Source organism: Methylophaga pinxianii (assembly GCF_020447225.1).
GTDB classification, from domain to species: Bacteria; Pseudomonadota; Gammaproteobacteria; order Nitrosococcales; family Methylophagaceae; genus Methylophaga; species Methylophaga pinxianii.
This window is the reverse complement of the sequence record NZ_JAJAEO010000151.1, coordinates 1-15,225: the sequence shown is the minus strand read 5'-3', so window position 1 is coordinate 15,225 and position 15,225 is coordinate 1. Positions and strand designations below refer to the sequence as shown.

16 protein-coding genes are annotated in these 15,225 nt (G+C 47.1%); 14 read left to right on the top strand and 2 right to left on the bottom strand.

Annotated elements, in window-relative coordinates; translation table 11 throughout:
- Positions 1-17 precede the first annotated feature (17 nt).
- Positions 18-305: an Asp-tRNA(Asn)/Glu-tRNA(Gln) amidotransferase subunit GatC gene (gene gatC, locus LGT40_RS04020; protein ID WP_226070973.1), complete on the bottom strand. Its 288-nt coding sequence runs from the start codon at positions 303-305 to the stop codon at positions 18-20.
- A 120-nt stretch (positions 306-425) separates the two neighbouring features.
- Between gatC and LGT40_RS04015 the strand changes: the two genes are divergently transcribed.
- From LGT40_RS04015 to LGT40_RS03950, 14 genes are all read left to right on the top strand, one after another.
- Positions 426-1,472, top strand: a complete 1,047-nt coding sequence (locus LGT40_RS04015; protein WP_041354692.1) for a rod shape-determining protein — start codon at positions 426-428, stop codon at positions 1,470-1,472.
- A gap of 83 nt (positions 1,473-1,555) precedes the next feature.
- The gene (mreC, locus tag LGT40_RS04010; RefSeq protein WP_226071093.1) at positions 1,556-2,488 is read left to right on the top strand and encodes a rod shape-determining protein MreC; all 933 of its coding nucleotides are present in this window, start codon (positions 1,556-1,558) and stop codon (positions 2,486-2,488) included.
- A complete protein-coding gene (mreD, locus tag LGT40_RS04005) occupies positions 2,488-2,964 on the top strand; it encodes a rod shape-determining protein MreD (RefSeq protein WP_226070975.1) in 477 nt (158 codons plus the stop codon). The genes mreC and mreD overlap by 1 nt, the downstream gene beginning before the upstream one ends.
- A 2-nt stretch (positions 2,965-2,966) precedes the next feature.
- The gene (mrdA, locus tag LGT40_RS04000; protein ID WP_226070977.1) at positions 2,967-4,847 is read left to right on the top strand and encodes a penicillin-binding protein 2; all 1,881 of its coding nucleotides are present in this window, start codon (positions 2,967-2,969) and stop codon (positions 4,845-4,847) included.
- Between the two features lie 22 nt (positions 4,848-4,869).
- A complete protein-coding gene (gene rodA, locus LGT40_RS03995; RefSeq protein ID WP_226071095.1) occupies positions 4,870-6,000 on the top strand; it encodes a rod shape-determining protein RodA in 1,131 nt (376 codons plus the stop codon).
- Entirely contained in the window at positions 5,997-6,977 is a 981-nt protein-coding gene (gene mltB, locus LGT40_RS03990; protein WP_226070979.1) for a lytic murein transglycosylase B, read from the top strand. Before rodA ends, mltB begins: the two co-directional genes overlap by 4 nt.
- An 8-nt stretch (positions 6,978-6,985) precedes the next feature.
- Complete coding sequence (locus LGT40_RS03985; protein WP_226343163.1) at positions 6,986-7,828, top strand: septal ring lytic transglycosylase RlpA family protein; 843 nt, start codon at positions 6,986-6,988, stop codon at positions 7,826-7,828.
- 24 nt (positions 7,829-7,852) lie between these two features.
- On the top strand, positions 7,853-9,001 hold the full coding sequence (locus tag LGT40_RS03980; protein ID WP_226070983.1) for a D-alanyl-D-alanine carboxypeptidase family protein: 1,149 nt from the start codon (positions 7,853-7,855) through the stop codon (positions 8,999-9,001).
- A gap of 7 nt (positions 9,002-9,008) precedes the next feature.
- Positions 9,009-9,854: a D-amino-acid transaminase gene (gene dat, locus LGT40_RS03975; protein ID WP_226070985.1), complete on the top strand. Its 846-nt coding sequence runs from the start codon at positions 9,009-9,011 to the stop codon at positions 9,852-9,854.
- Positions 9,854-10,129: an HP0495 family protein gene (locus LGT40_RS03970; RefSeq protein ID WP_226070987.1), complete on the top strand. Its 276-nt coding sequence runs from the start codon at positions 9,854-9,856 to the stop codon at positions 10,127-10,129. The genes dat and LGT40_RS03970 overlap by 1 nt, the downstream gene beginning before the upstream one ends.
- Positions 10,129-10,743 (top strand): lipoyl(octanoyl) transferase LipB, encoded by a 615-nt coding sequence (lipB, locus tag LGT40_RS03965; protein ID WP_226070988.1) that lies wholly within the window; start codon positions 10,129-10,131, stop codon positions 10,741-10,743. Before LGT40_RS03970 ends, lipB begins: the two co-directional genes overlap by 1 nt.
- On the top strand, positions 10,740-11,699 hold the full coding sequence (gene lipA / locus LGT40_RS03960) for a lipoyl synthase (protein WP_226070989.1): 960 nt from the start codon (positions 10,740-10,742) through the stop codon (positions 11,697-11,699). Before lipB ends, lipA begins: the two co-directional genes overlap by 4 nt.
- A gap of 30 nt (positions 11,700-11,729) precedes the next feature.
- Entirely contained in the window at positions 11,730-13,001 is a 1,272-nt protein-coding gene (locus LGT40_RS03955; RefSeq protein ID WP_226070990.1) for an NAD(P)/FAD-dependent oxidoreductase, read from the top strand.
- A 166-nt stretch (positions 13,002-13,167) separates the two neighbouring features.
- Positions 13,168-14,343 (top strand): citrate synthase, encoded by a 1,176-nt coding sequence (locus LGT40_RS03950; protein WP_226070991.1) that lies wholly within the window; start codon positions 13,168-13,170, stop codon positions 14,341-14,343.
- Here LGT40_RS03950 and epmB read toward each other — a convergent pair.
- Positions 14,333-15,225, bottom strand: an 893-nt coding sequence (epmB, locus tag LGT40_RS03945; protein WP_226343162.1) for an EF-P beta-lysylation protein EpmB, incomplete at its 5' end; no start/stop codon positions are given. The two genes, LGT40_RS03950 and epmB, sit on opposite strands and share 11 nt — an antisense overlap.

Below are 15,225 nucleotides of genomic sequence, written 5' to 3'. Positions count from 1 at the left end.
CTTGCCTGTGTTGAATTTTATTCGATGACTTGGGGAACCAGATAGACACCCGCATCAGTTTTAGGCGCGATGGACTGGAATAGTTCGCGCTGATCAGTTTCTGAAATGACGTCTTCACGAAGTCTTTGATGAGCATCCAGAGGGTGTGCCATCGGGCTGACGGTTTCGGTATCAACTGCGCTCATTTGTTCGACCAGATTAAGGATATTGTTCAGATCGCGGGCGTAAGCAGGAATACTGCTCTCATCAATAGCAAGTCGCGCGAGATGCGCGATTTTTTCTACATCGGATTTGTCTAAACTCATCAGTCGTTCCGTAAGTTAATTGATTTCACAAAGTTGAAGTTTAAATCATTAGTTGCTTGCCCAACAGACCTGAGCATTGCTAAAGTACTCATTTTACCTCTTCCGGATGTGGTTTCTTCAATGTTTGAACGTTTACGCGGGATATTCTCTAACGATCTGTCTATCGATCTGGGTACAGCTAATACACTGATATATGTGCGAGGACGGGGCATCGTTTTGGATGAGCCCTCAGTGGTGGCAATTCGACAGGATAAAGGGCCGGGCGGTCCTCGCTCTATTGCCGCAGTTGGTGCAGAAGCAAAAAGAATGCTGGGTCGAACGCCAGGAAATATTACAGCGATTCGGCCATTAAAAGATGGCGTGATCGCCGATTTCACCGTCACCGAAAAAATGCTGCAGCATTTTATCCGCAAAGTGCATGAAGGTCGCTTTTTAAAGCCAAGTCCGCGCGTTCTGGTTTGTGTTCCTTGTGGATCAACTCAGGTTGAACGTCGGGCAATTCGTGAATCTGCTGCCGGTGCCGGTGCGCGTGATGTATTTTTGATTGAAGAACCGATGGCAGCCGCTATTGGCGCTGGCATGCCAGTAGAAGAGGCCAGTGGTTCAATGGTACTGGATATTGGTGGTGGTACTACGGAAGTAGCGATTATTTCATTGAATGGTATCGTTTATTCAGCCTCTGTCCGTATCGGTGGCGACCTTTTTGATGAAGCGATTGTGAACTATGTACGTCGTAATTACGGCACTCTGATTGGTGAAGCAACAGCTGAAAAAATCAAAAAAGAAATTGGTTCAGCTTATCCAGGTAACGAAGTCAGAGAAATGGAAGTTCGTGGCCGTAATCTGGCCGAGGGTATTCCGCGTAGTTTCACCCTGAACAGCAATGAAATCCTTGAAGCACTGCAAGATCCTCTGGCGGGTATTGTTGCCGCAGTAAAAACCGCACTGGAACAGACGCCACCGGAATTAGGTGCCGACGTTGCTGAACGAGGAATCGTCCTGACTGGTGGTGGTGCGTTACTAAGAGATCTGGATCGCTTGTTGATGGAAGAAACCGGCTTGCCAGCTATCGTCGCAGAAGACCCACTGACCTGTGTTGCCAGAGGTGGTGGCCGGGCACTAGAACTTATTGATGAACGTGGGAGTGACGTATTTACGTTTGAATAGTCTTCAGTCAGATTGAAGTTAGTATTTGACCTTTACAAATAGCAAGATGATTTGTGAAGGTCTTTTCATTTTGGAACTGAGCCATTAAACCGCTATTTACTCAAACACCGTCGTTAAATACCCGCATGCTACTCGCTGTAGTGGCCTCTGTGTTGCTGTATTTTCTGGATACACGACTGGATTATTTCAAGCCGATTCGAGTCAGCCTGTCGACGGTTGTTTACCCCGTACAAAAACTGGCATCTATGCCCGATGATTTAGTCACTTGGTTTAGTGATTTTTTTCAGGGTCATCAGCAGCTTCGTGAAAAAATCATGACCTTGGAAGCACAAAATCTTACTAACAGTGTCCGTATGCAAAAAATGCAGGCGCTGGAAAGTGAAAATATGCGTTTGCGAGAGCTACTGGGCTCATCATTCCGATTGCAGGAGCGGGTTCAAGTCGCTGAATTGCTTAGTGTCGATTTAGATCCTTTTTATCAGCATGTCATTATCGACAAGGGGAAATCATTCGGCGTTTATGAAGGACAACCCGTACTCGACTCATTAGGTGTGATGGGGCAGGTCGCTGAAGTCAGTCAGTTTTCCAGTCGTGTTGTGTTGTTGACCGACCCCAGCCACAGTATTCCGGTACAAATCGTTCGTAACGGTTTACGTGCTGTCGTCACCGGAAGAGGACTTGGCGAAACATTACAGATGGAGTTTTTACCTCACAACGCCGATGTTCGGGTTGGGGATGTATTAGTGACTTCCGGTTTGGGAGGACGTTTTCCAGTTGGATATCCAGTCGGAACGATTATCTCGGTTGATTTTCCTCAGGGTAAACCCTTTGCGCAAATAGCCGTTGACCCGGCAGCCCGATTATCCACCAGTCGTGAAGTCATGCTGGTACTGCCAGGCGAAAAAATTGATTTTGGTATTACCTTCCCGTTGCAGATCGACGAAGAGGATTTACCCGCAGAAGAGCAACCGGTTGTTGATGATGACGCAATAACATCACCAGAAGGGAACAACTGATGGCAATGGTCAAATCACAACACACTAGCGTGATATACGTTACCTTGTTATTCGCCATATTGTTAATGTTGGTGCCCATCCCAGATAGCATGCGCTATGCGCGCCCAGAATGGGTGGCGCTGACGTTAATCTACTGGGCGATGGCATTACCGCAGCGCGTGAGTATAGGCGTCGCTTGGTTTACCGGACTGCTGATGGATGTGATTACTGGAGGTGTGCTGGGTATTCATGCATTTGCCTATGCACTAGTCATTTATCTGGTAGGTCGTTTGCATTTACAGCTTCGACAGTACCCTTTGTGGCAGCAAGCTATCACTATTTTGTCACTGATATTTCTAGTACATTTCATTACCATGTTTAATACGCCGATATCCTTGAGCTGGACGCATTGGATGACGGTCTTGACCAGCACGCTGGTCTGGCCTTTGGTATATGCCGTATTACGGAAAATACGTCGTGGTTTTCAGGTTAGCTGATCGTGATCGACCCACGCCATCGGCTTAAAGATCATTTTCGTGAAAGTCGCCTGGTCAGTAACCGGCTGATATTTGCCGGAATTTTTTCTTTAATTTTGTTTGGCATCATTATTTTTCGTTTAGTGATGTTGCAAATAGTCGATTATGAACATTTTGATTCGCTCTCAAATCGAAATCGTGTAGACATCGAACCGTTACCTCCACAGCGAGGGCTGATATATGATCGTAACGGCGTGTTATTGGCAGAGAATATTCCTACCTTCAGTCTGGAAGTCATTCCCGAAAAAGTCACTAATCTGGATGAAACCATTGCCGAGCTGGCTGACTTGCTCTCTTTAACGCAAGAAGATATTGAGGCTTTTAACGAACGGCGTAAACGTCACCGGGCATTTGAGGAAATAGTTGTTCGTAATCAATTAACTCAAAAAGAAGTCGCCCTGTTTTCAGTTAATCGTCATCGTTTTCCAGGAGTCGATGTAGTGGGGCGACTGATCCGTCATTATCCTCAAGGTCCGCTTTTTGCTCACGCGGTCGGTTATGTTGGACGTATCAATCAGCAGGAAATGCAGGTGATTGATCAGCAAAATTACAAGGGCACTTTACAGATCGGTAAAACCGGTGTTGAGCATCAATATGAGGATTTGTTGCATGGCACAGTGGGATATCGTCAAGTTGAGACCAATGTCCAGGGGCGTACCGTTCGAGAATTATTCAGTGAACCAGCCACAGCGGGGCAGGACTTATATCTTCACCTGGATATAAATTTACAAAAAGCAGCGGCTGAAGCGCTGGGTGAATACAATGGTTCAGTGGTTATTTTGGATACACGTAATGGTGGCGTTTTAGCATTAGTCAGTAAACCCGATTATGATCCTAATGCGTTTGTTACCGGGATCAGCACCAAGGAATATGCGGCTTTACGGGATAATCCTGAACAACCGCTATTTAACCGGGCATTACGGGGGCATTATCCTCCCGGTTCAACTTTTAAACCCTTTGTGGCTCTGGCCGGTCTGGAATTAAATGTGGTCACAGAGCAAAGCCGAACTTTCTGTCCGGGCTTTTATCGGCTACCCGGTAATGATCATCGATATCGTTGCTGGAAGCGTGTCGGGCATGGTCATGTGGATCTGAAGAGTGCTATGGCGGAATCATGCGACGTGTATTTTTACGATTTGGCACATGCTTTAGGCATTGATCGATTACATGGTTTTCTCGATTATTTCGGTTTTGGGCGGCAAACCGGGATTGATGTGCCCGGTGAGAGCAAAGGGCTCTCACCATCACGGGAATGGAAACGAGCGCAGCGTAATCAGGCCTGGTTCCCGGGGGAAACTTTGATTTCCGGGATTGGTCAAGGTTTTAACCAGACGACTCCAGTGCAGCTGGCACATGCCACAGCCACACTCGGAATGATGGGAACGGTCTATAAGCCCCAGTTGGCTAGAGCAACCAAATCAGACAGTGATGAAGGTATGCAGTTAATCGGGGTTCAGCAGGCAGAAAGCTTACCGATTCAAAAGTCGAGTAATTGGCAGGCTGTGATTGAGTCCATGGTAGAAGTGGTCCACGGAAAACGCGGAACTGCTCGCCATATTGGTGAGAAGTTGCCTTTCAAAATTGCTGGTAAAACCGGTACGGCTCAGGTTTTTGGCATTGCTCAGGATGCGAAGTATGATGCGGATACACTGGCTAAAAAGCTGCACGACCATGCTTTGTTTATGGCATTTGCACCGGCAGATGAACCTGAAATTGCCATTGCAGTGGTAGTAGAGAATGGTGGCAGTGGTAGTGCTACAGCTGCACCCATCGCTCGCAAATTAATTGATGTGTATTTTGGTATAGAAACTAAGGCAGAAAGCGATGAGCCAGTTGATGAATGACCGTCGCAATCCCCCCAGAGCAATGAGCCAGTTATTGCAGGATCGCCGTAAAGTTCCTGGTCTGCAAAGGACCTCATTTTTGCGTCGTGCACACATTGACGGTTTCCTGCTGTTAGGAATAATGGCCTTGTTATTGTTCAGTTCGGTGGTGTTGTACAGCAGCGGCGGAGAGGATATTGGATTACTGATTCGTCAAGCGATAAGAATGGCGATTGCCGTCACGGTGATGATGGCTCTGGCGCAAATGCATCCTGACAGGCTTAAAGACATTGCGTTCTGGGTCTACGGTATCGGTGTGTTGACCCTGATTGCGGTTTTATTGTTTGGCACTATCGGGAAAGGCGCGCAACGTTGGCTTGATCTGGGCTTTTTCCGCTTTCAGCCATCCGAAATCATGAAATTAGCAGTGCCTTTGGTGGTAGCTGTTTACCTTGCTGAACGACCTTTGCCACCCAGCATTTCGCGATTGTTGATTGCCTTGCTGATGATTGCCATCCCGGTGGTACTTATTGCCAAGCAACCTGACCTGGGGACGGCCTTATTGATTGGTAGTTCCGGATTGATAGTCGTCTTTCTGTCTGGTGTTTCCTGGCGATTGTTATTGGGTTTTGTAGTACTCTGCGCTTCAGCTGCGCCAGTTTTATGGTACTTCATGCACGATTATCAGCGTCGCCGGGTGATAACGCTATTTAACCCAGAATCCGATCCATTGGGTGCTGGCTATCATATTATTCAGTCCAAAATTGCGATTGGTTCAGGTGGTTTACAAGGGCGTGGCTGGTTGCAAGGGACGCAATCGCACTTGGAATTTTTACCCGAACGATCGACGGATTTTATTTTCGCGGTAATTGCCGAAGAGTTTGGTCTAATCGGGTTAATAGCCTTGATTACCGTTTATTTGTTAATCACCGCCAGGGGACTCTATATTGCTGCTCAGGCACAGGTTAGCTATATGAAGTTATTGGCAGGCAGTATTGCCATCACCTTTCTGATCTACGTATTTGTCAATGTTGGAATGGTCACTGGCCTTTTACCAGTAGTCGGTGTACCGCTGCCACTTATTAGCTATGGAGGTACATCAATGGTGACCTTGCTGGCGGGCTTCGGTATCCTGATGTCTATACACACCCATCGGAGGATGATGTCACCGTGAAGAAGCACATTGCAGCCACCATGTTAAGCCTGATGTTGTCACCGGCTTATGCGAATCCAGACCTACCGGATTTGGATAAGTTTATTGATGAAATGGTTCAGGATCACGCGTTTGATAGAATGGAACTGGAAACCTTATTTGCTCAGGTTGAAGTCAAGGACAGTATCCTTAAAGCGATTTCCAAGCCGGCTGAAAAAAGTAAGCCTTGGTATGAATATCGCGAGATTTTTCTTGATCAGGCACGCATCAATGCCGGTGTAGCCTATTGGAAAAAACATGCTGATGCTTTGAGCAAAGCTGAAAAGGAATTAGGTGTTCCAGCTGAAATCATTCTGGCGATTCTCGGGGTAGAAACCCGCTTTGGCGGCAATATGGGCAGTTTCAGGGTAGTCGATGCCTTATCAACTTTGGCTTTTCGTTATCCTCCCCGCAGTCCTTTCTTTCGTTCTGAGTTAAAAAACTTTCTGATTTTGACTCGTGAAGAAGAAATGTCGCAATTAGCACCGATCGGCTCCTATGCTGGGGCGATGGGGTTGGGGCAGTTTATGCCAAGCAGCTTTCGCGAGTATGCAGTAGATTTTGATGACGACGGGCATCGTGATATCTGGAATAACCCTACCGATGCAATTGGCAGCATTGCTAATTATCTGCGACGTCATGGCTGGCAGCCAGGCCAAAGTATTGTGCATGCAACAGAATATGCCGGAACGGATCTGCCACAGGACTTGATTGATCGCGGTTTGAAGCCTACGGTGACCCGAGAGGAATTACGCAAATCCGGATTGTCGACAGCGCATTTACCAGAAGGCGAAGATGATATTACGGTGTTCAGTCTAACTCAGCCTGACGGCGAAGAGCTTTGGTTAGGCCGACAAAATTTCTATGCGATTACCCGTTACAATCACAGTCGTATGTATGCGATGGCGGTTATCCAGCTATCTGAAGCGATTCGTGATGGATATGAGTCATCAAAATGAAATGGCGCATGGTGAGGTATTTGACGCTATCGGTAATGCTGACAGGCCTTTGGTCCTGCGGAACAGTAACGGAACAACAGGATTCCGCACCAACAGTAAAACCCGATGTCTCTAAAATTCCAGATGCGGTTCCTCGTGCTGAGCCTCGCAGTAAATATGGCAATCCTGCTTCATATGAGGTCTTTGGTCGAACCTATTACACGCTGGCCAGCAGCGAAAACTATGTAGAACGCGGGCAAGCCTCCTGGTATGGCACTAAGTTTCATGGTAAACGCACCTCGAGTGGCGAACCCTATGATATGTATGCAATGACGGCTGCACACAAAACCTTGCCTTTGCCCAGTTATGCAGAAGTTATCAATCTGGATAATGGTCGTAAAGTGGTGGTGAAAATAAATGATCGGGGACCATTTCACGACGATCGGCTGATTGATTTATCATATAGTGCGGCAACCAAGCTGGGCATTATCGATAAAGGTACGGGAATGGTCGAAGTTCGTGCAATTACCACTAAAAAAGAAGTTGTTGCAATGGTGGATCCAAAAAAGACAGTAGCTGTCGCAAATGCCACTCCAACTGCTTATGCTGTGACAGAACCCAATACAACCATGGCGAAGGCCGCTGTGTTTTTGCAAATAGGGGCTTTTAGCACGTTAAGTCGTGCAGAGCAGATTAAACAACAAGTTCAGCAACAAATCGAAGAACGCGTGCATATATCATCCGTCGAACGTGCACAAACGCCCTTATACCGGGTTCGGGTTGGACCACTGGAAAGTGCCGAATATGGTGATCGGGTAGCCAGTCGGTTAATGGGATTAGGTTTTCCCGATGCCCGAATTGTCCAGGAATAAATGTTTTTTAATTGAGAGTAACTAATGATTAAGATTTTAAAAATGAGTCTGGCGGGCCTGCTGCTCAGTGTATCTACTATCACTTCAGCAGGAATGATCACACCAAATCCTACTGCACCATCGATCGCTGGTACCGCACACATTTTGCAGGACTACGATAGCGGACATATTTTGATGTCAGAGAATGCCGACGAGCGTCTGCCACCGGCGAGTATTACCAAATTAATGACTTCTTATGTGGTGTCACGAGAAATTCATGATGGCAATATTAAACTGGATGATGAAGTTTTAATCAGTGAAAAAGCCTGGCGCATGATTGGTTCTCGCAGCTTTATTGAAGTAAATACCAAAGTCACTGTTGAAGCATTATTACGTGGCATGATTGTTCAGTCTGGCAACGATGCTGCTGTCGCTTTAGCCGAGCATGTTGCGGGAAGTGAAGAAGTCTTCGCGCAAATGATGAATCAATACGCCCAAAAGCTGGGTATGGTAAATACAAACTATCAAAATGCCACTGGCTTGCCAGGACCGGAGCATTACACAACGGCACATGATATTGCCATTCTGTCTGCTGCACTGATTCGTGACTTTCCTGAACATTACCAATGGTATGCCGAAAAGGAATATACCTATAACGGTATTACCCAACATAACCGAAATAAGCTGTTGTGGCGTGATAGTACGGTTGATGGCCTGAAAACGGGTCACACCGAAGAGGCTGGATACTGCTTATCTGCTTCGGCCAAACGTGATGGTATGCGCCTGATTGCCGTGGTCTTGGGAACCGCAAGCGAAAATGCCCGGGCTCAGGAAATCCAGAAAATGTTTAATTTCGGTTTCCGTTTCTTCGAAACACATCAGCTTTATGCTGCAGATGAAGCCATTACTCAAACCAAGGTGTGGAAAGGTCAAACGGATCAACTGAACCTGGGATTAGCACAACCTTTATCGATCACTGTACCTCGTGGTCGTTATAAAGATTTACAAGCCACGACCAATGTACAACAGCCAATTGTTGCACCTGTTGCCAAAGGCACTGAGCTGGGCGAAGTTGAAATTCGTCTGGGTGATGAAGTTGTAGCGCAGCAGAAGCTGGTTGCTATAGATACTATCGAAAAAGGCAGCTGGTGGAGACGCATTCTCGACAGCTTGTTAATGCTTATTTGGGGTTAAAGAAAACGTGCCAACAGTCTATCTAAATGGCGAATTCCTGCCAGCCGATGAGGCAAAAGTATCCGTTTATGATCGGGGATATTTACTCGGGGATGGTGTTTATGAGGTGATTCCGGTGTATGCCGGAAAAACCTTTTTGCTAGCTCGTCATTTACAACGGTTACAGAATAGTCTGGACGGAGTTCGTATTGAAAATCCTTATTCAGATGAACAGTGGACCCAACTGATTGAGGATCTGATCGCCAGGAATAACAGTGGCGATCAATCGTTGTATTTACAGGTTACTCGTGGCGTTGCACCACGTGATCATATTTTCCCGATCGGCGTGGCGGCCAGTGTCTTTATAATGAGTAACCCGTTGCACCCTGTTGCAGAAGGTTGGAAAAGCGAAGGTATTAAAGCGATTACCACCGCCGATATCCGCTGGATGCGCTGTGATATCAAAGCGATCACCTTACTGGCAAATAGCTTGATGAAACAGCTGGCGCAAGATGCCGGTGCTCAGGAAGCATTGTTGATTCGTGATAATTATCTGACAGAAGGTTCAGCCAGTAATGCTTATGCCGTTGTGGATGGGGTAATTTTTACCGCGCCTAAAGATGAAAAAGTGTTACCGGGAATCACTCGGGATTTGATTATCGAGCTCGCCGCTCAAGCGGATATCCCTTTACATGAAAGAGCGGTAAGTGAATCCACGTTACGTAATGCCGATGAAATCTGGATCAGCAGTTCTACCAAAGAAGTTGTGCCTGTCACCTTGCTGGATGGTGAAATTGTGGGAAGTGGTAAGCCGGGCCCCATTTGGCAGCAAATGCATGCCTTGTTTCAGCAATACAAACAAGAGGTAGCTTGATGAGTGAAGCAAGCGGAGAAGAAACCTTACTGGAGTTTCCTTGTGAATACCCTGTCATCGCTATGGGGGAGAGCCATTCTGAACTTGATAGTGTTGTGGTGGAGATTATTCGCCGCCATGCGGGTGATATTGCAGAAGGTGCTGTCACCAGCAAACAAAGTTCGGGAGGAAAATTTACTTCGATTACGGTAGTGATTGAAGCAACCAGTAAACAGCAATTGGACGCGATTTATCAGGATCTCAGTGGCCATCAAGCCATTAAATACGTACTCTGATGAAAATACAGGATCTCGGTTTACGAGATTATCAGCCGACCTGGCACGCCATGCAGCAGTTCACCTTGCAGCGTGATAAACATACCGAAGATGAACTTTGGCTGTTAGAACATAACCCTGTCTATACTCAGGGATTTAACGGGCAGGATAATCATCTGCTGAAACACAACGCGATTCCGGTGGTTCGCACGGATCGGGGTGGACAAATAACCTACCATGGCCCGGGACAATTAATTGTCTATCCACTAGTTGATCTAAGACGTCAGGAAATGGGCGTACGCGATATGATCAGTTTTCTGGAAAACACCGTGATAACGTTATTGGCTGACTACAATATCGATGCCTATGCGCGTGCAGATGCGCCCGGAGTCTATTGTGCTGAGGCAAAGGTTGCCTCATTGGGATTACGAGTAAAACGTGGTGCCTGTTATCATGGCCTGAGTTTGAACATTGATATGGATTTGCAGCCATTTGCCGATATCAATCCCTGTGGTTACGCAGGAATGCAAATGACCGATATGAAAACATTAGGTGCAATGGTCGATATGGCCACAGTAAAACAACAGTTTGTGTCTGTTTTTCTCGCACAGCTGCAACAAGGTAACAACACATGACTGACACGGTTGAACCGGTAAAACGTGATGTAAAAGCACTTAAAGGTGCTTCAAAAGTCGCGCGTATTCCCATAAAAATTGTCCCTAGTGATCCCAAACGCAAACCAGAATGGATTCGCGCCAAATCACAAGGTGCGCCTGAAGTTCAGCGCATCAAACAAATGTTGCGTGATCATGATCTGCACACGGTCTGCGAAGAAGCTTCCTGCCCCAATCTTGGTGAATGTTTTGCCCACGGTACGGCGACATTTCTGATCATGGGCAATATCTGTACAAGGCGCTGTCCGTTCTGTGATGTGGCGCATGGCCGACCCGATGCGTTGGATGAAAATGAACCAAACCATCTGGCAAAAACCATTGCCGCCATGCAGCTTAAACATGTGGTGGTGACTTCGGTAGATCGTGATGATTTACGTGATGGTGGCGCAGCGCATTTCAGCCGTTGTATCAGTGAAATTCGTCAGCAATCACCGGAAACCCGTATTGAAGTGCTGGTGCCTGATTTTCGTGGACGTATGGATGTGGCGCTTGAAATATTAGCCGATAACCCACCAGATATTTTTAATCACAACCTGGAGAGTATCCCCAGACTCTACAAAGCCGTTCGTCCCGGTTCGGATTACCAATGGTCATTAGATTTGATTCAGCGCTTTCAGCAAATGCATCCTGATGTACCGACCAAGTCCGGTCTTATGCTGGGTTTGGGGGAAACCCTGGATGAAGTTAAACAGGTGATGCAAGATTTACGTGATCATGGTTGTCGTATGCTGACTCTGGGCCAGTATCTGCAACCCAGTCGCCATCATCTGGCGGTTGAGCGTTTTGTCAGTCCTGCAGAGTTCGATGAGCTGGCAGTAGCAGGTAAGGCAATGGGCTTTGAACATGTGGCCAGTGGGCCGATGGTGCGATCGTCTTATCATGCCGATCTGCAAGCGCAGGGTGAAAAGGTGCGTTGAACAGATAAACCAACAATTGAGAGCTCTGATATGGCTATCAAACGTCGACAGGTATTAAAAAATGCAGCCTATTTATCGGCAATGGCGGCCTTGCCATTAGGGTTGGCTACCGCATGTTATCGGAATCAAAAACAGAAAGTCGTGGTGGTCGGTGGTGGTTTCGCCGGTGCTACCGCAGCACGTTATCTGGCCATGTGGGCGCCGGAACTTGATATCACATTGATAGAAAAAAACCGTCAGTTTATCTCCTGTCCGCAGAGTAATCTGGTGCTTAGCGGCAATCGCCGTCTGTCCCAACTGACGCAGAAATATGATCATCTTCAGGCTGACAAATCGATTCGTTTTATTCAGTCAGAAGTGACTGCAGTCGATGTGGAAAAGCGGCAGGTATGGTTGGCCGATAATAACCCACTGGACTACGACCGTTTAATAATCGCTCCCGGCGTGGAGCTGATTTATGACCAGCTTCCCATTTTGGCTACCACAGAAGCCCAGCAACATGTTCCGCATGCCTGGAAGGCTGGTCCCCAAACCGTATTGCTTGCCAATCAATTAAAGTCGATGCGGCAGGGCGGGGTGGTGATTATGACGGTTCCTGCAGCCCCTTTCCGGTGCCCTCCCGGGCCATATGAAAGGGCTTGTCAGATTGCGCTCTATCTTAAAAACCATAACCCGTCCGGTAAACTGCTGATATTGGATGCCAATCCGGATATCGTTTCCAAAAAGGCATTCTTCACCGAGGCTTGGCAACAGCTTTATGATGGTTTAATCGAGTATCAACCAATGAATCCGATTGAATCAGTCAATGTGGCAAGCCTTGAAGTCGAAAGCTTTTTCGATAGTTATAAAGCCGATGTGTTAAATGTCATTCCGCCACAGAGAGCAGGCAAGGTTGCCGAGATGGTCGGTGTTATCAATGTGGATAATCGCTGGTGTGATGTTGACTATCTGACCTACGAGTCTACCGCGGTTGAGCGGGTTCATGTCATAGGCGATGCGGTATCGGCCAAAGTCCCCAAATCAGCGCATATTGCTAACCAGCAAGCCAAGGTTTGTGCGGCAGCGGTCATCGCTTTACTTCGTGATAAATTGCCTGAACAACAACCGATATTCAGTAATACTTGTTACAGTTTCGTTGATGGCGAACAAGCCGGACATGTCGCTGCCGTATATCGTTACGATAAAGACAGCAAAGATATGCTGCCACATCCCAGCGGCGGTGTATCCGAAACAGCGACTAAAGAGGAAGGACGCTATGCTGAAGCATGGGCTGAAAATATCTGGGCCGATACCTTAGGATAAGCGCTATTATCTTTGACCATCACCCTCTGTTGGTGATGAAAGTGAATCAGAATTGAGTAGGCATAATCTGCTGCCAAAGGCGCGGGGTTTCGGTCTTGTCCCATTGCAGTATAATGACCCCCAATTTCAATAACTCCACCAGCTGGATTTAAACACGAGGTAGTAGATGAGCGATTTTTTACCCGGCCTGGAAGGTGTGCCTGCCACGAAGTCAGCGATTTCATTTATTGATGGCGAAAAAGGCATCCTTAGTTACCGTGGTTATCCACTGGAAACACTGGCAACCAACAGTACTTTTGAAGAAACCACATTATTGTTGCTGGATGGCGAATTACCCACTAAAGCTGCTTTAAATCGTTTTTCCAAACAACTGCGCAGCAGTTATCGTATTAAATATCACATCCGTGAAATGATGCGTCATTTCCCGCATACCGGTCATCCGATGGACATGTTGCAAACCGCTGTCTGCAGTTTGGGTATGTTCTATCCGGGGACTGAATGTCTGACCGATGCCGACAGCTGTAAAGATATAGACTATGTCCGCAATATGACGGTCAATATCATTGCGCAAATGGCACCTTTGGTCGCGATGTGGGAACACATGCGCCAGGGTTACGACCCAATCAATCCACGCGATGATTTATCAGTCGCGGAAAACCTGTTGTATATGTTTACCGGTAAAGAACCGGACAGCCTGATGGCGCGCATTATGGACGTCTGTCTGATTCTGCATGCCGAACATACCCTGAATGCCTCAACGTTTGCGGCCCTGGTTGCCGGTTCAACGTTAGCATCGCCTTACAGCGTTATTTCGGCCGCGATTGGAACACTGTCAGGTCCATTGCATGGTGGAGCCAATCAACGTGTTGTGGGAATGTTGCAGGAAATCGGCTCACCAGAAAATGTTGAGGCCTGGGTCGATAAAAAACTGGCCAACAAAGAAGTCATCTGGGGTATGGGGCACCGTGAATATAAGGTCAAAGATCCTCGTGCAACCATCCTGCATAAGCTGGTGACCAAACTGGTGGAAGAACGGGGTGGCTCATTGGATAAAATGTTTGCCACCGCGATGAAACTGGAAGAAGTCTGTGTGGATCGTCTGGGGCATAAAGGCGTTTATCCAAACGTGGATTTCTACTCCGGTATTCTGTATTCGGAAATGGGCATTCCTGAAGATCAGTTCACCGCATTATTTGCGGTCGCTCGCTCAGCGGGTTGGCTGGCACATTGGCGCGAACAGATTTCCAATAACCGTATTTATCGTCCGACACAGATTTATGTCGGTCATGAACAGCGTGAATACATTCCAATGTCTGAACGGAAAAAAGCGCCTAAGCAATAATGGTTTTACTGGCTTCACCTTGTTGCTCGCGCACCAGGCGCGGCACAAGGTAGCCGGGTAATTCCCTGCGTATCTCAGCGATTAAAGCGATGCCTTTTGCCTCGTCGACATCAAAATGACTGGCCCCCTGTACTTTGTCGAGCAGATGCAGGTAATAAGGCAATACCTGAACTTCGCTTAATCTCTCACTCAACGCGACTAAACTGTCCGCATTATCATTAACTCCACGTAACAGCACGGCCTGGTTCAATAACTCACAACCGGCATTACGTAAATTTAATAGTGCCTCAGCAGTTTCAGCATCAATTTCATTGGCATGATTGGCATGGGTGACCATCACCACCCGTAAGGAAGAGGCGCTGATCCAGCCCAATAAACTTTTAGTAATTCGCTTGGGCAACACCAATGGCAATCGTGTATGAATTCGCAAACGTTTGATATGGGGAATTTTTTGTAAGTCTTCCACCATTGCAGCCAGTTTTGTATCGGTTAAAGCCAATGGATCGCCGCCACTGAAAATTACTTCACGAATACTGCTATCACCATGCAGTGCTGCTATTGATTGTTGCCACTGACTGGCTAAGGGATTACTCTCGCTATAGGGGAAATGTCGCCGAAAACAATAACGGCAATGAATAGCGCAGGCACCGGTTGTCAGTAATAATGCGCGGCCCTGATACTTATGCAAAATACCGGGTGAGCTGATTGCCAGATGATCTCCTACCGGATCGGCTGAAAATCCATCTACCACTATATTTTCATCAATCAGCGGAAAAACCTGACGCAAAAGTGGATCCTGAGGATCGCCGTAACGCATTTTATTGATATAACTTTGTGTCACGCGCAGCGGGAATTTTTTTAAGCTCTCAGCATCAATCGCGT